The sequence below is a fragment of the Bacillus sp. es.036 genome, from assembly GCF_002563635.1.
Classification (GTDB): Bacteria; Bacillota; Bacilli; order Bacillales; family Guptibacillaceae; genus Guptibacillus.
On record NZ_PDIZ01000001.1, the window covers coordinates 1464088 to 1480969 of the forward strand.

A 16882-nucleotide genomic window follows, 5' to 3' on the forward strand; every position below is an offset into this window, starting at 1 on the left:
AGGAGGATTAGGAATGAGTGAAAACATCGTAATTGTTGAAGCAGTTAGAACGCCTGTCGGACGGTACGGTGGCGTGTTGAAAAACTTTAATTCGGGTGAGTTAGCCGCTATTGCCATTAAAGAAACGATCGCAAGAGCAGGGATTACGCCCGAACTTATCGATGAAGTTATCCTTGGTGAAGTACGTCAAACAACGGAGTCGTCGAATGTTGCCAGGGTTGCTGCTTTAAGAGCAGGGGTGTCTGCTGCTTCACCCGCATTTACAATTAATCGACTTTGCGCTTCTGGAATGCAGGCAATTGCTTCAGCTGTTCAACAAATCCATTCCAGGCAGGCTGAAATCCTTATAGCTGGAGGAACAGAGAGTTTAAGTAACGCACCTATTTATTTACGTAATAGTCGTATTGGTGGAGATAAAACCACATTGATAGACTCCAATTTGGAAGCTGGTCAACAGCCAGTTGAATTATACGGAAATCATTTAGGAATGGGTATTACTGCAGAAAACGTAGCGGAAAAATACCAGATTTCTCGAGAGGATCAGGATGCTTTTGCTGCTGAGAGTCAGCGACGTGCGGCAGTAGCCATCGAGAATAACGTATTTGCTGAAGAAATCGTACCAGTTGAAGCAAAGTCACGACGACAGACCAACCTTGTTAACCATGATGAACATCCGCGCCCAGGAACAACGATAGAAAAGCTTTCGATGTTAAAGCCAGTATTTAAAGAAGACGGTTCGGTTACTGCTGGAAATTCATGCGGTAGAAACGACGGAGCGGTGGCGATGCTTGTGATGACGGAAGCGAAAGCACGTGAACTTCAACTTCAACCACTTGCCCGAATTATTGACTGGGCTACCTCGGGCATTTCACCCGAAATCATGGGGGTAGGCCCTGTTCCGGCTGTTAAAAAACTTCTAGAACGAACAGGAAAGCAGTTAAATGATATCGGATTAATAGAATTAAACGAGGCATTCGCTGCCCAGGCGCTCGCGGTTATCCGAGAACTTGGGCTCCAGTCAGATAAAGTAAATGTAAACGGTGGGGCCATAGCGCTTGGTCACCCCCTTGGGGCAACAGGTGCACGCATTTTAACATCTCTTATGTACGAAATGAAACGAAGAGATGAGCGTTTCGGTATCGCTACACTGTGCGTTGGTGGTGGACAAGGAATGGCAATGATGGTAGAGAATATGGTTAACTAGAAAAGACGGGATGGGTAGTGCACCCCGAAAGTTAGAGTTAAAAACTAACTTTCGGGGTGTTTTTGTATGGCAAAGTATAGTGAAAAATTTAAATTAGAAGTGGTAATGGAGTATCTCCAAGGATCTCTGGGATACACTTTATTAGCCAAAAAGTATGGAATGCCTCATAAATCCCCCATCATTGGTTGGGTTCGTGCTTATCAAACCTTTGGAGAAGAGGGATTGAAGAGAAAGCGTTCAAGACAAGTCTTCCCTGTCCAATTTAAGTTAAATGTATTAAACTTTATGAAACAGACAGGCGCTTCTTATCGGGAGACTGCGATTGCCTTTAAAATGAACAATCCTTCGTTAATTGCGAATTGGTCTAGTACATTACGGAAGGAAGGAATCGGAGGCCTCCAAGAAAAAGCGAAAGGACGGCCACCTATGCCAAAAAATCACAAACAACAATCATCGAAATCAGAAAAAGAGTTAACGCGTGAAGAACAACTAGAACGCGAAAATGAGCTTCTGCGATTAGAGATTTCCTATCTAAAAAAGTTAAAAGCTTTTCAGGAGAACCCGAATGCCTATCTCGAAAAGCACAAGCAGCGCTGGTATTCGAACTCAAAAAAAAAGGATTCAAATTAAAGGACGCTTTGCGGAGAGTAGCCATTCCCGAGGCCACCTATCATTACCAGGTAACGCAATTAAAGAACGAAGATCCAAATAAAGAGTGGAAAGAAGTGATCAAGGAACTCTTCCATAAGCACGAGGGAAAATACGGATATCGCCGCATTTACTTAGCGCTTCGAAACCAGGGATATGTCATCAACCACAAAAAAGTGCAAGGAATGATGAGTGAGTTGGGATTGAAGTGTGAAAAATTCACTCGGAAATCCCGGTATAAATCGTACAAAGGTACGGTTGGAAAAGTGGCTCAAAACCGATTGAAACGCAGATTCAATACGTCCGTCCGTCTCCAAAAAATCGTCACAGATGTGACTGAATTTAAATGTAGAGGAAATGAAAAGCTTTATTTGAGCCCGATGATGGACTTATTTAATGGAGAAATTGTTTCTTTTGGGATTTCCAACCGACCCGCACTCAATCTTGTTTTAAAGCCTTTGACTGAAGCGTTAGAAACCATTCGAACGGAAGCCAAATACCGGACCACCATCCACTCAGATCAAGGCTGGCATTATCAGCACAACACGTGGGTGAAGACATTAAAGAAGAATCGAATCTTCCAGAGTATGTCCAGAAAAGCAACCTGTGCCGATAATGCGGCCATGGAGAACTTCTTCGGGATTCTCAAACAAGAAATGTATTATGGAGAAGAGCTTGTCTCTTATGAAGAACTGAAAAGAAAACTTGAGGTATACGTGGACTATTATAACCATGAACGCGTAAAAGCAAAATTGGCTGGTTTAAGCCCGATACAATATCGAACTCAAACCAGCCAAACAGCTGCATAATAAAAACTCTAACTTTTAGGGGTCACTACCATGCCGTCTTTTTTTTATTCAGCCGATACTGCTTTACACACTACTCATTAAGCAAAAAAATAACGAACTAAAGGAGGTCAAAAATGAAAATAAGACAATACGAACCTAAAGACTTAGATTCAATCATCGAATTATTTCAACAAACCGTTTATAACATTAATCGACAGGATTATTCAGCGAATCAAGTAAATGCATGGGTGAATTCAACGACTAAATCAAAAAGGTATTCAAAATGGGCACAAGAATTTGGGCAGAATTTCACTTATGTAGCTGAAGAAGAAGGAGAAGTTGTTGGCTTTATTGACATGACCGCAGCCGGCTATCTTGATCGATTATATGTGCATCACCATTTTCAGAGAGTGGGAATTGCTACTCTGCTTCTCTCAGAAATTGAAGCAACTGCACAAAAGCATAAGTTATATAAGCTCACAACAAAGGCAAGCATTACAGCACGTCCATTTTTTGAAGCGCAACGTTTTCAGACAATTAAGAAACAAACTGTTGAAATAAGCGATCTCAAAATAACAAACTTCGTAATGGAGAAAAAGTTGAATTTTTTTAGAGGGAATTCTAGCGTGAAGATTTGAAATAGTCTATCAATAAGATTTAACAGTTGTATTAAACTTAAAGAGAAATTGCTTTGTAAAAGAAAGGATCTTTGAAAAGGGGGACGGTTAAATCGGCAGTCAGTGCATCTCATCATCTATATTTAATTTGAAATTCTTTTGAGTATCCAATAGCGGCAATAATAGCCCCAGCCGTTTGAGCATAACTTCCTAGCGCCAAAATCTTCTCTCCAAGTTTGACCCGTTTTCTTTTAATAAACAAAAGCCCAATTGTCTCTATTGAGAGCGCATAAGTTTGAATGGTCAATCCTGTTGTAATTAATCTAGCATAAGCGGATTGACTTAGGCTTGATCCTTGAGCTTCAAAGCCAGCACCGATTGTTTGAACCACGCCTCCAATAATATCAATAGATAGACCTTCATCTTGGTCTAAGCTAAGGGCTTGAGAGCCTCCCACCACATTAGAAGCATTACCCGCCGCCTGTAGCCAGGAACCGAGAATCCCTAGCATTTCCTCCTGCTTACCCCTTGATAAATTCGTCCGCCCTATAGCTTGAAGCGAATCTCCTGTTGCCTCAATCGCATTCCCAATCGCATAAAGGTCGCCACCAACTTCATCAATAAGTTCTCCTTTTTTCTCCAATGCAACAAGTGTATTTCCGATCGAAACAATACCTGCTCCTAGAACTTGTATCCAAGCTCCTATCAGTATAATCGAATCACTGTACACCTCCAATATTGCATCCTCTCCTTATCATTTCTTCATCCTATTCAACAATAAGAAGCAATGTTTGTATACTTATTTTCATAAATCATGAAATGGCTTCATAGTAGAGTAAATATTTCTCTTTATGCTGGAAAATTCCACCTAAATCTAACAAGTGCACCTTCCGTTTTGTGGAAATTATTACCTTCAATAGACCTACAAATATACCACAAGATTAATGAGAATAGTTCTCAAGCATCATTGAATATGATAATCATTCTCACTTATAATGGTACTTGCAACGCATTGAAAATGATTATCATTTAAAAGGATGGTTCTATATGACTGTTAAAGATTTAGCTAATAGCCAGACACTACTTGCCCAACAAGAAAGAAGAGAATCGAATGCAAGATCTTATCCAAGAAGGATACCGATCGCCATTGATAAAGCCGAAGGCATTTTTGTTACAGACGTGGATGGAAAGCGATACTATGACTGTTTGGCGGGTGCAGGAACACTTGCACTTGGACATAACCATCCTGTAGCGATAGAAGCAATGGAGCAGATTCTTCGCGATAAACGACCATTACATACATTAGACATTACAACGCCAGTGAAAGAAGAGTTTGTGAATGAAGTGTATTCAAGCTTACCAGAACAATTTGCCAATCGAGCTAAAATCCAGTTTTGTGGCCCTACTGGCGGGGACGCCATTGAGGCAGCTTTAAAATTAGTCAAAACAGCAACTGGAAGAAGCAGCATCCTTACTTTCCAGGGTGGGTACCATGGTTCTACACATGGGACGATGGCGATCAGTGGGAATCATGCTCCTAAACAATATGTTCAAGGCTTGATGCCCGATACTCACTTCATGCCGTATCCTTACGCCTACCGATGTCCATTCGGAATGAAGGATGAAGAGGGACACAGGGTTTCAAGTACTTATATCGAAAATCTACTCGATGATCCAGAAAGTGGCATTCTTCCTCCGGCTGCTATGATTCTTGAAGTCGTACAGGGAGAAGGAGGTTCAGTTCCAGCTCCAATTGAATGGCTTCAAGAAATTAGAAGAATCACGAGTGAGAGAGGAATCCCTCTCATTATTGATGAAATTCAAACAGGCATCGGTCGAACGGGTAAAATGTTCGCATTTGAACATGCAGGGATTGTACCGGACGTTATTGTGCTTTCAAAAGCAATCGGAGGAAGTTTACCTCTTTCCGTGGTGATCTATGATCAAGATCTTGATAAGTGGAATCCGGGTGCGCACATTGGTACTTTTCGAGGAAACCAAATGGCAATGGCTGCTGGGACTGCTTCATTGAAATTTATTAAAGAGCATGAACTTCACAAGCATGCAGCTGCAATGGGTGAACGAATGATTGATGCACTAAAAGATATGCAACACCAGTTCCGTGAAATTGGGGACGTTCGAGGAAGAGGGTTAATGATTGGAGTAGAAATCGTAGACCCCAATCAGGTTCAATCTTCTTCAGGAAGTTATCCATCTCACCCTGCATTAGCAAGTCGTATTCAGAGAGAATGTTTTAATCGAGGTTTGATTTTAGAAGTTGGAGGGAGAAATGGCAGTGTCGTAAGACTTTTACCTCCACTGATTATAACGGATGAGCAAGTTTCAGATGTCCTCACAATCATTGAAGAAGCAGTAAAAGTTGCTGTGGAGTCAATCGAATGACAATAACGAAAAAAGAAATTAAAGCAAAAGTAATGGAAGAACTCTTTCTTCATAGTGGAGAAAGTGGACAAGCTTCTTTTCAAAAGGAAATGACCGAAATGATCGCCATCATCAGTCGAACCTTTCAAGAAGCAACCGCTCCATACATTGGGAAGCAACCCAAGATGGTTCAAGATGAAATCGCATCACTGTTTAAGTTTCCTAGTGAAACCCAAAATTTCACCGAACTTTTGCAAGAAATAGCGGAACCGATACTAAAAAATAGTCTTCAAGTTTCTCATGAAAAAAGCATCGCTCATTTGCACTGTCCTCCGCTCATACCAGCTATTGCGGCGGAGCTTGTGATTAGTTCTTTCAATCAGTCTCTTGATTCATGGGATCAAAGCACAGCTGCCACATATTTAGAACAGGAAATGATCAAGTGGCTGACAAAGAAATTTGGCTATACAGCCAATTCTGATGGCACATTTACAAGTGGCGGAACCCAATCAAATTATACAGGACTTTTGTTAGCGAGGGATGAATTTTGTTATCGCAAGTGGGGTCGGGATGTCAAGCGTGATGGGTTACCATCCCAATTTCACAAATTAAGAATTCTTTGCTCTGAGGACGCGCACTTCACCGTACAAAAAACAGCTGCTCAGCTAGGGCTAGGAGAGAACGCTGTAATAAAGGTAGAAGTTGATGAGTACCACCGGATGTCGCCGATGCACTTAAAAAAACAATTGATAGATTTAAAAGAAAAAGATCTTTTACCTTTTGCGCTTGTCGGAACTTGTGGCACGACTGACTTCGGGAGCATCGATCCTTTAGTTGAATTAGCCACGATCGCAAAAGAGGAAGAATTATGGTTCCATGTCGATGCGGCATATGGTGGAGCACTTATACTCTCTGAATCTTACAATTGGAAGCTAGAAGGAATTAAAGCGGCGGACTCCATTACAGTTGATTTTCATAAGCTTTTCTACCAACCAATCTCATGTGGCGCTTTCCTTGTGAAAAACAGCCAGTCCTTTCGTTTTCTGAATCATCACGCTGATTACTTGAATCCAATTGAGGATGAAGGGGAAGGAATTCCAAACCTAGTCAACAAATCAATTGTTACGTCCAGAAGATTTGATGCTTTTAAACTTTTCCTCTCGTTGAAAACCGTTGGAATCAGTCTTTTTTCTGAAATGATTGACGCTACTTTTTATCTGGCCCAAGAAACAGCGAATTACTTATCTCATCAACCTAATATAAAAGTTGAAAACAAAAACCCAGAACTTAACACGGTGATTTTTCGATTTGAACCACAGACTTCTACAGGAGATGTGTGCAAGTTAAATCGAAAAATACAGCAAGAAATGCTGTTTGAAAGCAAAGCAGCCATTGCTAAAACATCGGTGAATGGTCGAACCTATTTAAAATTCACCATGCTTAACCCTAGAACAAAAATGGAGCACATTTATGAGATTGTAGAAGAAATTCAAACACTAGGATCGAAATGGAGGGACCACACGTGAAATTTGCCAAAGACTACGCCGAACAAGCTACGATGCAGAGCTTCCTAAATTGTTATTTACGCGAAACTAGCCATTTTACTGAAATAGAAAAACCTGAAGCTTTACGAGAGATATCAGCTCAGAAATTCATTTCCTGTTCACTAGAAAACCAGGGAATTGAGCTGATTTTACCAGTCTCTTATTGGTCTCTAACTGGACGACACATCTTTCAATTCCCATTGGTTTATCGCATAGGAAATGGCGCATTTAACTCGCTTGATTATCTTACATTAACCACGTTAATAGTTAAAGAACTCCTGATCAATCAGAATCGAATAGATGCAGAAGATGAATTGATTATGCGGATCATATTAAGCTGTCAAAACATGAAATCGTATATTGAAGAAAGATACAAGGACAAAAAGCGCTTATCGGATGAAACCTTTGATTACATTGAAGCAGAACAGTCTCTCTTACTTGGACACCTGCTACACCCAACACCCAAGAGCAAACAAGGTTTATCAATAGAAGAAGATCATCTGTACTCACCTGAATTGAATGGTGAATTTCAACTTCACTATTTTAGTGTTCATCCATCAATCATCTTAGAAGATTCTAGTTTATCACTATCCGCAAGTGAACTGATGAGAAAAGAATTAAAAGAGGATGAAACCGTTAATCAAGAATGGCTTCATCAATTTGAGAAATGGACTCTTATTCCCGTGCACCCACTTCAAGTCAATGTTCTCTTAAAAAACAAACATGTGGTTCACTATATTCGAAAAGGCAAACTTGATTATCTAGGGCCAGTAGGGAAGATGTATACGGCTACTTCTTCATTTAGAACGCTTTACAGTCATCAGTCTAAATATATGCTGAAATTTTCGGTTCCCGTTAAAATAACAAACTCACTTCGAGTTAACCAACAAAAAGAGCTTGATCGAGGCGTTGAAGTTTCTAGATTACTGAAAACAACGTTAGGAAAAGAACTAAAGAGATGTCACCCAAAGTTCGATATCATTCGTGATCCTGCTTATTTGAATGTCGCAATTCCGGATCTTGAACATGGTTTTGCAGTTGTCATACGAGAGAATCCTTTCTATAAAAATAGCGAAAACACGAGCTTAGTCGCTGCTCTTTGCCAGGATCATGCGTATGGCGGGAATGCTCGTCTACATTCTATGATCACTTCAATTGCGAGAAGAGAAGGACGTGCAATTGAAAAAGTAAGTTTAGAATGGTTTGATCGCTATTTGTCTCTCTCTCTTGATCCGATGCTATGGCTTTATCGCAACTATGGTATTGCTCTTGAAGCCCATCAGCAGAATTCCGTCATTAAATTATCGGAAGGTTATCCATCAAGCTTCTATTACCGAGACAATCAGGGCTATTACTTCAGCGAATCTATGGCTGATAAGCTCTCAAAACTTCTGCCAGATTTAAATGAGAAAAGCGATACCATTTGTACTGATGAAGTAGGAAATGAACGTTTTCGCTATTATTTCTTTTTCAATCATTTATTCGGATTAATTAATGCGTTTGGAGTAAACGGATTGATTAAAGAACAACACCTAATAGATCTTTTAAGAGAACGTCTTCTCAGGTATGAGGCGTCATCATCTCTTGTAAAAAGTTTACTAGAAGAGCCTGTTTTGCCGTGCAAAGCGAATTTATTAACTCGCTTTTATGACATGGATGAGCTCGTGGGCTCACTGGAGACACAATCAGTTTATACAATGGTCAATAATCCAATTGCACAGGAGGTTACAGTAAAAAATGGCTTATAAGCACGTTGAAATAGATCAAGAATATAAAACCATCTCCTTTTCTGAAGTGAGCTTTGAACGTGATGTACATATGATCCATCGGTGGATGAACGAAGCACATGTTTTCCCATTCTGGCAATTAAATATACCGTTAAAAGCCTATAAACGTCATTTGCTGAAAGCATTAAAAGACAAGCATCAGAATCTTTACCTCGGTCTTATAAACAACGAACCAATCAGCTACTGGGAAGCTTACTGGGTAGAAGGAGATATCATGGAAAGCATGTATGAAAATAAACCTTATGACCAAGGTATTCATCTCTTAATTGGAGAAACAGACTTCCTTGGTAAGGGATACGCCCTTCCGCTTCTTCGAGAAATGGTGTCTTTACAACTAAAGGAGAAGAGGACAAAAAGAGTGATTGCTGAACCAGACATTCGAAATAAGAAAATGATTCATGTGTTTGAAAAATGTGGCTTTAGGCCGCAAAAACCGATTAAGCTTCCTGATAAAACAGGATTATTAATGATTTGTGAGCGTGATCAGTTTGAAAGGAAGTGGAGGAATGAGTGAACACGTATATGATGCCATTGGCATAGGGATTGGACCATTTAATCTGGGTTTTGCTGCCCTAACAGACGAGCTTGATGAGGTAGATGTCCTTCTGTTTGATCGGAAAGAAGCGTTTGATTGGCATCCTGGAATGCTGATTGATGGAACCACTTTACAAGTACCATTTTTCGCTGATCTGGTCAGCATGGCTGACGTAAAAAACAAATTTAGCTTTCTAAACTACTTACAAATTCAACATCGCATGTATCATTTTTATTTTTTGGAAAAGTTTCATATCCCTCGAAAAGAATACAATCACTACTGTCAGTGGGTATCTAAGCAACTTGATTCTTGCCGATTTGGTTATGAGGTGGTGGATGTTTCACTACATCAATCAGGAAAAGGAGAATCTGTTTATCTTGTGCAAGTTCAGCATGTTAGAACACTAGAAATTGACACGTTCCTTACAAAACATCTCGTGATGGGGATAGGCTCAGTACCTTCCGTTCCTAAACCATTCAAGTCTATGCTCAGTGAAACGATTTTTCATTCATCAGATTACATGGAGAAGAAACAGCGAGCTGTACAAGGGAAATCGATTGCTGTCGTCGGCTCAGGTCAGAGTGCAGCTGAGATCTTTTTAGACTTAGCTAAAGAGCAGGAAAAGCACAATTATGAATTAAGCTGGTATACAAGATCAAACGGGTTTTTCCCAATGGAATATTCAAAACTTGGTCTAGAATATTTTTCACCAGATTACACGGACTTCTTTTACAGACTTTCACAAGAAAAGAAAGATGGGCTACTGAAAGATCAAGCATTGCTTTATAAAGGAATTAGCGCGGAAACGATTTCTGAGATCTATGATGTTTTATATGAGCAATCGATTGGAAATCAACTGCCGGCTCATCTACAAGCAATGAGCCAAATAAACCATCTGGAGATGAATGAAGAGGTATGCATCGTGCAAGGAAGTCATACCGTGACAAAGGAATCGTTTGATTTTGAATCTGAAGTCATCATTCTTGGTACTGGCTACACACAGAACATGCCAAGCTTCTTGCCAGAATCCCTATTAAATAAAGATCAAAAAAATCGTCTTGAAATTACAGAAGATTATCGTTTGAGCACGAAACATAACAGTAATAATGAGATTTTTGTACAAAACGGTGAACTTCACACTCATGGGGTTGGGGCACCTGACCTTGGGCTTGGCGCTCATCGAAACGCCGTGATTATTAATCAAATCGCTAACAAAGAAGTGTATCCCGTTCAGCCCCAAAATGTCTTCCAATCTTTTGGAGTGGTCAAAAAACCTGTATTAACAACTAATTAGAAAGTGGTGAACGTATGTATTTTGATAAAGACTTAGATCGTATTTTATCAAAAGAAAGCTGGGAACGAGTGAATCATAAACTTCTCGGAAAAATGCTTTCAGAATTTATGTACGAGGACATGATTACACCTGAAATCATTCAAGAACAAGAAAATCATAGCCTTTTTGAGCTACGTGTTTCTGCCAAGAAAACATATCAGTTCCGTGCAGCAACTCGTCTATTTGATAGTTTCGACGTTGATTGGAAATCGATTCGTCTCTTTTCGGACGGAAAAGAAGTGAAGGTAGGAGCCATCGCTTTCCTTCTTGATATTCAACCGCTGATCGGTATGTCGGCTGAAACGACAGCTCACTTAATAAAAGAAATCAATCAAACCCTTATTGCAGATGCTCATCTGTTATCAAATCGCATCTCCTCTGATGATTTAGTTGAGGAAGACTATGCTAGATTAGAAGGCTACATGACTGGTCACCCTTGGATCACCTATAACAAAGGACGGATTGGATTTGGCTACGATGATTACTTGGACTTTGCCCCTGAACATCAGAATGAAGTAAAGCTTTCCTGGATCGGGGTTAGTCGTGAAATAAGCTCTTTTCAATCCGTTAACGATCTAACTTTTGATGCGCTCATAAATTCTGAGCTTAGTCATGATGACCTTCGAAATTTCAAGGAGATTTTACTATCCAAAAGGCTAGATCCTAGCAACTTCCTCTTCATGCCAGTTCATGAGTGGCAGTGGAAAAATGTTTTGATTCAGAATTTTGCAGAAGAAATTGCGAATCAAGCGATTGTACCGCTCGGGGAATCTAGTGACTCTTACCTTCCTCAGCAATCCATACGGACGTTTGTCAATCAATCTCATCGAGACAAGCATCATGTTAAGTTGCCAATGAGCATTTTAAATACTCTCGTCTATCGAGGTTTACCTACAGAACGAACGCTCATCGCACCGCAAATCACCGAATTTATAAAAGGAATCTATGAAAAAGACTCGTTCTTAAGAGAGGAATGTAACGTTATCTTACCAGGTGAAATTGCGAGCATTAACGTTGACCATCCTTATTATCAAAGGCTTGAACATGCACCGTATCAATACAAAGAAATGCTTGGGGTTATTTTTCGTGAAAGCATCTACACATACCTCGAAGAAGGAGAACAAGCCATTACATTAGCCGCATTGCTATATGAAGACCATGACGGTAAAGCCTATATTCAAAGTATGATTGAAAAGTCAGGGATTTCGACACAAGAATGGGTAACTCAATTTTTTGATGTCACGATGAAACCGCTGCTGCATTATTTGTACCAGTATGGCACGGTCTTCTCGCCGCATGGACAAAACACCATTCTCGTATTGAAAGAGTACAAACCGTGCCGACTCGCTGTAAAAGATTTCGTAGATGACGTTAATATTAGTGATCAATCATTCCAGGAGTTAAGTAGACTGTCACACGAGTTAAAAACGGTTCTTCGCAGTGAACCACCAGAGGGACTTACGCAATTTATTTTCACAGGATTATTTATTTGTCATCTGCGCTATTTAACAAATATTCTAGAGCACAACGAAATGATGTCTGAAGATAAATTTTGGAAAATTCTCGCGGAAACGATTCATGCCTATCAAGCTAGGTTTCCTCACTTAGAAGAACGGTTTAAGCTATTTGATTTCTTCCAACCATCATTTACGAAGCTATGTCTCAATCGAAATCGCATGGTCCAAGAAGGTTATTCGTCTGGTGATGATCGGCCCCACGCATCCGAATTCGGTAAAGTAAACAATGCACTTTCTTATTATAAAGGAGTAACAAAATAACAGAGTGACGGGGGTAATCCCCGTCCTTTTAAGGAGATAGGTAGAATGGCTTTCGAATGCTCGATCACCGAAGAATCCGGTCGGACCATTTCTTTTCGACCAGTGAATGAAGAAGATGTTCCTATATTACATAAATGGATGCATCAGAAACACATTTACCCATTTTGGAAGTTAAATTTGCCACTTGAAGAAATTAAAATCTGGGTTAAAAACTCAATTTCGTCACGACATAAACGCGTTTTTATGGGCTATCTGAATGATGAACCTGTTTGTTACGTCATTGGATACGATGTGAGGCAAGACCCAATAAGACATTTTTATTCGATTGAACCAAGAGATATGGGAATGCATTTGCTTATAGGACCTAGACGACTATTAAACAAGGAAGACGGGGAAACAATTATAAGAGCCATGACATGGTTTTTGTTTGAAAAGTTTGGTGCAAATAGAATGATTGGAGAACCTGATTATCGAAATAGGATCGTCATTCCAATACTAAAAAAACTCGGTGCAAATGTGGTAAAAGAAATTCAAATTAATGAAAAAAGAGCAAAACTCGTGATTGCGAATCGGAACGAGTTTCATCAAAACATAAGTGACTCCAACATCACTTCTTCATTTCATCTATTAAATTCCCCAGATCATGAGTGGGAAGTTTTTAATGAGGCGGTCAAACATGGATCATCGTAAACTTGATCCACAATCAGAAAAACTACTTAAGCGAATCGCTGCAAGAATGAATGAATTGCAACATCCTCCTCTTGGTTCTCTAACGCCAGAAATGTCACGTTACTACTATAACGAAGCTCGCGCATACTTTACACCTATTCCTTCAACTCAAATATGCTCAGTTGAAAGAAGAATCGGCAGTCATCAAATTCCAATTCGTATTTATCAACCAGAAGGTTTTCATAATCTTCCTGTATTCATCTACATGCATGGTGGCGGGTGGGTTTTTGGATCACTTGATAGCTGTGAATCTTTTTGTCAATACATAGCAGAGAAATGCAAATGTATCGTAGTTTCTGTAGGGTATCGACTTGCGCCTGAACACAAATATCCTGCCGCATTGATGGATACAATTGATGCAGTTCTCTGGACGGTTGAACAGATTTCATCCTATGGAGGAGACATCAACAGACTGTCCATCGGCGGTGAATCTTCAGGTGGGAATTTAGCCGCTGCTGCTTGTATTGCACTTCATCAAAAAGTAGCGATTCATCATCAATTTTTAATTAATCCAGTCACAAATTATGCATTTGATTCTCCTTCTTATCTTGAAGATTACCAATTTAACTTAACAGCTGAGAAAATGAAATGGTTTTGGCACCATTATCTTACAACCTCTAATGATGGGAAAGAACCTTTTGCTTCTCCTTTACAAGTAGAAGAAAAGATAGCTAAAAACCTTCCTCAAGCTTTAATCGTTACTGTTGAATATGATCCTTTAAAAAGTGAGGGAGAAGCTTATGCGAATAAACTAAAAAGAAATGGTGTAAATGTTACCCACCTTCAGTATGAAAAACTTGTTCATAGTTTCATCAATATGATTGGAGAAGTTAATATAGCTAAATCGGCTGTCGATGAGATGCTTCTTCATATGAAAGAATTTCTTTACGCTAAGGAAGCAAAAATTCCATCTATGAAACCGGTTTAATCCGTTAACTAAAGGGAAACTACCATGTAATGACAAGTTTTGTTAATGGAGGGAAATCATGAAGTATCGAAAGTTAGGACAAACCGACTTAAAGGTAAGTGAAGTTAGTTTTGGAACATGGGCGATTGGCGGAGCGTGGGGCAAGACAAATGACGCCCTAGCTCTCGAATCACTTCAATACGCCATCGATGCTGGCGTTAATTTCTTCGATACGGCAGATGTATACGGAGATGGTCATAGTGAAGAGCTTTTAGCTAAAGCGACAAAGGGACAGGAAGATAAGATCCATATTGCAACAAAATTTTGCCGTGCAGGAGATATCTATGATCCAGCTACTTACTCTGAAGAAAGTGTACGTTCTTACTGTGAAGTGAGCTTAAAACGATTGGAACGCGATCAGATTGATCTGTTTCAAATCCACTGTCCGCCAATTGAAATAGTAAAAGATGGAGCTGTATTTCAAGTATTAGATAAGTTAAAAGCAGAAGGAAAAATCCGTTATTACGGTGTCAGTGTCGAAACCATTGAAGAAGGGCTACTATGTCTTGAATATCCAGGCGTAAGCACATTGCAAGTTATTTTCAACCTTTTTAGACAAAAACCTTTAGAAGAGTTATTTCCTAAAGCGCATGAACAAGGGGTTGGAATCCTTACTCGTGTGCCGCTTGCAAGTGGTTTATTAACTGGGAAATTCAAGAAAAACTCATCATTCGAAGAAGATGATCATCGTCACTTTAATCGAAACGGAGAAGCCTTTAATGTTGGGGAAACCTTTGCAGGGATTGAATTTGAAAAGGGCGTTGAATTAAGTAGTGAAATCGATTGGATTGCTCGTGATCGTGAGAGTATGACAACCGCAGCCTTAAAATGGATCCTTGAACATAAGGAAGTCTCTTGTGTAATTCCTGGCTTTAAAAATAGTGACCAGGTGAAACAGAACCTTAAAGCGGTAGAAGTTCCTGATTTTACGAAAGAAGAGATGGAGAAGCTTAAAGCGTTCTATGAGCAAGAAGTTCATGGACTAATTAGAGGAGCTTATTAAATAAAGGAAAGGAGTTTTAAAGATGGCAAATCCAATTGAAATTGCTAATATTCGAATTGAGCAGGATAAAGATAAAAGCCGGCGAGCTTATATCGCTGATTTCAAAGAACCTATACACTATGGAGTACATGGTGGTGTAAAAGATTTTTACAAAGCCACACCGGAGGTAGAACAACCCTCGACCCTCGATCATATTGTTGCAGCAGCTGGCGGCTGACTAACCGGTACATTATCCGGTGCGCTGGAAGCGCGCCACATACCAACTTATCCAAATAAGGTATCAGGAAAGTTTGAAGGAATCATTGAAGCGCCAGATGGCGTTCTTAAAATCACAAAAATTCGCTGTCACTATAAGTTAATTATTCCTTCTGAGAAGCGGAATGCAGCTGAAAGAGCGCTTAATGTGTTTGAACGAGGATGTCCTGTAGCACAAACGTTAAAAGGCTCCGTCGCTTTTGAACATGATTGGGAGATTATAGAAGAATAAACGAAAGGCTGATGAATAAAACCATTCATCAGCCTTTCTTATTGGAGGTATTGTATTTTCCAGAAAATTTTTTTAAATGATCAGACTCAATTCGTCTAATCTCTTAACGAATAAGTATTGGACAAGCTACTAATCCTTCTCCCGTAACTCAATAGATTACTTATGGAATAATCCGTGTATTATTTCAGCTCAACAACCGGTTCAGCTAGATTAATAAACTCTTTCACAGCAAAAGGCAAATATTTATTTCGTTTCCAAATCAATCCGAGTTCTAAGTTTAAATTAGAATGTCTAAGCTTTAACGTTTTAATCCTCTCATTATGAATTGAATTGGCAATTTTACTCGGTAGAAGTGCAATACCCAGTTTCGCTTCTACCATTTCAATCATAAAATCTTTTTGTGAGCTTTGACATACGATGTTAGGATAAAATTCATTCTTCGAGCATTCTTCTAGAATTCGATCATATAAAGTGAAGTCATCTCGATACAAAATAAAGGACTCATATTCGAGATCAGCAAGGTGGATTTCAGAGTACACTGCTAACGGATGCTCATCATGAACGATTAACATGAGTGGATCTTTGATAACCTGTATTGCTTCAAAACTACTATTTTTTAAAGGTGTGTTACAGATCAATCCAATATCAAGAGAACCGTCATCAACGCCTTGTTTTATCATTTTGGACCCTACTTCAGTGAGTAGGATTTCTACTGTAGGATAAAGTGCCTTAAACTGGCTGATTATCTTTGAAAAAAAAGCTGCACCGATGATAGGAGGAATCCCGATTTTGATTTCCCCTTTTTTTAATTCTGTAATATCTGAGAGCTCTGCTGTTAGGTTTTGAAAAGCATGAAGAACATGCTTGGCATTGACCAAAACAGCCTTACCAGCATCAGTCAATTCTAATTGCTTAGAACGATAGAAAAGGGGGATGCCAAGCTCTGTTTCTAGATTCTTGATGGCTTTACTAATCGATGGTTGTGACACATGAAGTGTCGATGCTGCTTTTGTAAAACTTAGCTGTCTCGCCACTTCTGAAAAATACTCAAGATGACGAATCTCCAAACCTAATCACTCC

The 16882-nt window shown here is 39.6% G+C and carries 16 protein-coding genes and 1 pseudogene; 15 read left to right on the plus strand and 2 right to left on the minus strand.

From position 1 onward, the window contains the following. Positions 1-13 precede the first annotated feature (13 nt). The 4 genes from ATG70_RS07515 to ATG70_RS07530 all read left to right on the plus strand — a co-directional run bounded on the left by ATG70_RS07515 (position 14) and on the right by ATG70_RS07530 (position 3278). On the plus strand, positions 14-1204 hold the full coding sequence (locus tag ATG70_RS07515; RefSeq protein ID WP_098443715.1) for a thiolase family protein: 1191 nt from the start codon (positions 14-16) through the stop codon (positions 1202-1204). Positions 1205-1270: 66 nt separating this feature from the next. Continuing rightward, positions 1271-1834 (plus strand): helix-turn-helix domain-containing protein, encoded by a 564-nt coding sequence (locus ATG70_RS07520; protein WP_098443716.1) that lies wholly within the window; start codon positions 1271-1273, stop codon positions 1832-1834. After that, positions 1720-2661, plus strand: a complete 942-nt coding sequence (locus ATG70_RS07525; protein WP_142329564.1) for an IS3 family transposase — start codon at positions 1720-1722, stop codon at positions 2659-2661. Before ATG70_RS07520 ends, ATG70_RS07525 begins: the two co-directional genes overlap by 115 nt. A gap of 113 nt (positions 2662-2774) precedes the next feature. Continuing rightward, complete coding sequence (locus ATG70_RS07530; RefSeq protein WP_098443718.1) at positions 2775-3278, plus strand: GNAT family N-acetyltransferase; 504 nt, start codon at positions 2775-2777, stop codon at positions 3276-3278. Positions 3279-3390: 112 nt separating this feature from the next. Here the strand turns inward: ATG70_RS07530 and ATG70_RS07535 are convergent, their stop codons facing one another. Further along, positions 3391-3987: a DUF6944 family repetitive protein gene (locus ATG70_RS07535; protein WP_373560778.1), complete on the minus strand. Its 597-nt coding sequence runs from the start codon at positions 3985-3987 to the stop codon at positions 3391-3393. Positions 3988-4304: 317 nt separating this feature from the next. On the opposite strand from ATG70_RS07535, the gene ATG70_RS07540 reads away from it, so the two are divergent. The 11 genes and pseudogenes from ATG70_RS07540 to ATG70_RS22965 all read left to right on the plus strand — a co-directional run. Further along, complete coding sequence (locus ATG70_RS07540) at positions 4305-5660, plus strand: aspartate aminotransferase family protein (protein ID WP_098443720.1); 1356 nt, start codon at positions 4305-4307, stop codon at positions 5658-5660. Beyond that, positions 5657-7165 (plus strand): pyridoxal phosphate-dependent decarboxylase family protein, encoded by a 1509-nt coding sequence (locus tag ATG70_RS07545; protein ID WP_257147640.1) that lies wholly within the window; start codon positions 5657-5659, stop codon positions 7163-7165. The genes ATG70_RS07540 and ATG70_RS07545 overlap by 4 nt, the downstream gene beginning before the upstream one ends. Further along, the gene (locus ATG70_RS07550; RefSeq protein ID WP_098443721.1) at positions 7147-8931 is read left to right on the plus strand and encodes an IucA/IucC family protein; all 1785 of its coding nucleotides are present in this window, start codon (positions 7147-7149) and stop codon (positions 8929-8931) included. The genes ATG70_RS07545 and ATG70_RS07550 overlap by 19 nt, the downstream gene beginning before the upstream one ends. Then, the gene (locus ATG70_RS07555; protein WP_098443722.1) at positions 8921-9484 is read left to right on the plus strand and encodes a GNAT family N-acetyltransferase; all 564 of its coding nucleotides are present in this window, start codon (positions 8921-8923) and stop codon (positions 9482-9484) included. The genes ATG70_RS07550 and ATG70_RS07555 overlap by 11 nt, the downstream gene beginning before the upstream one ends. Beyond that, positions 9477-10799 carry a lysine N(6)-hydroxylase/L-ornithine N(5)-oxygenase family protein gene (locus tag ATG70_RS07560; protein WP_098443723.1) on the plus strand — a complete coding sequence of 441 codons (1323 nt, stop codon included), beginning with the start codon at positions 9477-9479 and terminating at the stop codon, positions 10797-10799. Before ATG70_RS07555 ends, ATG70_RS07560 begins: the two co-directional genes overlap by 8 nt. Before the next feature lie 14 nt (positions 10800-10813). Next, complete coding sequence (locus tag ATG70_RS07565) at positions 10814-12616, plus strand: IucA/IucC family protein (RefSeq protein WP_098443724.1); 1803 nt, start codon at positions 10814-10816, stop codon at positions 12614-12616. A gap of 45 nt (positions 12617-12661) precedes the next feature. Further along, positions 12662-13306 (plus strand): GNAT family N-acetyltransferase, encoded by a 645-nt coding sequence (locus tag ATG70_RS07570; protein WP_098443725.1) that lies wholly within the window; start codon positions 12662-12664, stop codon positions 13304-13306. Beyond that, positions 13293-14273, plus strand: a complete 981-nt coding sequence (locus ATG70_RS07575; RefSeq protein ID WP_098443726.1) for an alpha/beta hydrolase — start codon at positions 13293-13295, stop codon at positions 14271-14273. Before ATG70_RS07570 ends, ATG70_RS07575 begins: the two co-directional genes overlap by 14 nt. Before the next feature lie 58 nt (positions 14274-14331). Further along, the gene (locus tag ATG70_RS07580; RefSeq protein ID WP_098443727.1) at positions 14332-15315 is read left to right on the plus strand and encodes an aldo/keto reductase; all 984 of its coding nucleotides are present in this window, start codon (positions 14332-14334) and stop codon (positions 15313-15315) included. A gap of 22 nt (positions 15316-15337) precedes the next feature. Further along, positions 15338-15532, plus strand: a complete 195-nt coding sequence (locus ATG70_RS07585; RefSeq protein ID WP_098443728.1) for a hypothetical protein — start codon at positions 15338-15340, stop codon at positions 15530-15532. A 21-nt stretch (positions 15533-15553) separates the two neighbouring features. Beyond that, a pseudogene (locus ATG70_RS22965) lies at positions 15554-15802 on the plus strand (OsmC family protein); the annotation flags it as partial. 179 nt (positions 15803-15981) lie between these two features. Here ATG70_RS22965 and ATG70_RS07595 read toward each other — a convergent pair. Continuing rightward, a complete protein-coding gene (locus ATG70_RS07595) occupies positions 15982-16869 on the minus strand; it encodes a LysR family transcriptional regulator (RefSeq protein ID WP_098443730.1) in 888 nt (295 codons plus the stop codon). Positions 16870-16882 lie beyond the last annotated feature (13 nt).

Bases quoted from the DNA above. Each gene is read 5' to 3' on its own strand.
- ATG70_RS07515 (WP_098443715.1), top strand. From the start codon at position 14: ATGAGTGAAAACATCGTAATTGTTGAAGCAGTTAGAACGCCTGTCGGA.
- ATG70_RS07520 (WP_098443716.1), top strand. From the start codon at position 1,271: ATGGCAAAGTATAGTGAAAAATTTAAATTAGAAGTGGTAATGGAGTAT.
- ATG70_RS07530 (WP_098443718.1), top strand. From the start codon at position 2,775: ATGAAAATAAGACAATACGAACCTAAAGACTTAGATTCAATCATCGAA.
- ATG70_RS07540 (WP_098443720.1), top strand. From the start codon at position 4,305: ATGACTGTTAAAGATTTAGCTAATAGCCAGACACTACTTGCCCAACAA.
- ATG70_RS07545 (WP_257147640.1), top strand. From the start codon at position 5,657: ATGACAATAACGAAAAAAGAAATTAAAGCAAAAGTAATGGAAGAACTC.
- ATG70_RS07550 (WP_098443721.1), top strand. From the start codon at position 7,147: ATGGAGGGACCACACGTGAAATTTGCCAAAGACTACGCCGAACAAGCT.
- ATG70_RS07555 (WP_098443722.1), top strand. From the start codon at position 8,921: ATGGCTTATAAGCACGTTGAAATAGATCAAGAATATAAAACCATCTCC.
- ATG70_RS07560 (WP_098443723.1), top strand. From the start codon at position 9,477: ATGAGTGAACACGTATATGATGCCATTGGCATAGGGATTGGACCATTT.
- ATG70_RS07565 (WP_098443724.1), top strand. From the start codon at position 10,814: ATGTATTTTGATAAAGACTTAGATCGTATTTTATCAAAAGAAAGCTGG.
- ATG70_RS07570 (WP_098443725.1), top strand. From the start codon at position 12,662: ATGGCTTTCGAATGCTCGATCACCGAAGAATCCGGTCGGACCATTTCT.
- ATG70_RS07575 (WP_098443726.1), top strand. From the start codon at position 13,293: ATGGATCATCGTAAACTTGATCCACAATCAGAAAAACTACTTAAGCGA.
- ATG70_RS07580 (WP_098443727.1), top strand. From the start codon at position 14,332: ATGAAGTATCGAAAGTTAGGACAAACCGACTTAAAGGTAAGTGAAGTT.
- ATG70_RS07585 (WP_098443728.1), top strand. From the start codon at position 15,338: ATGGCAAATCCAATTGAAATTGCTAATATTCGAATTGAGCAGGATAAA.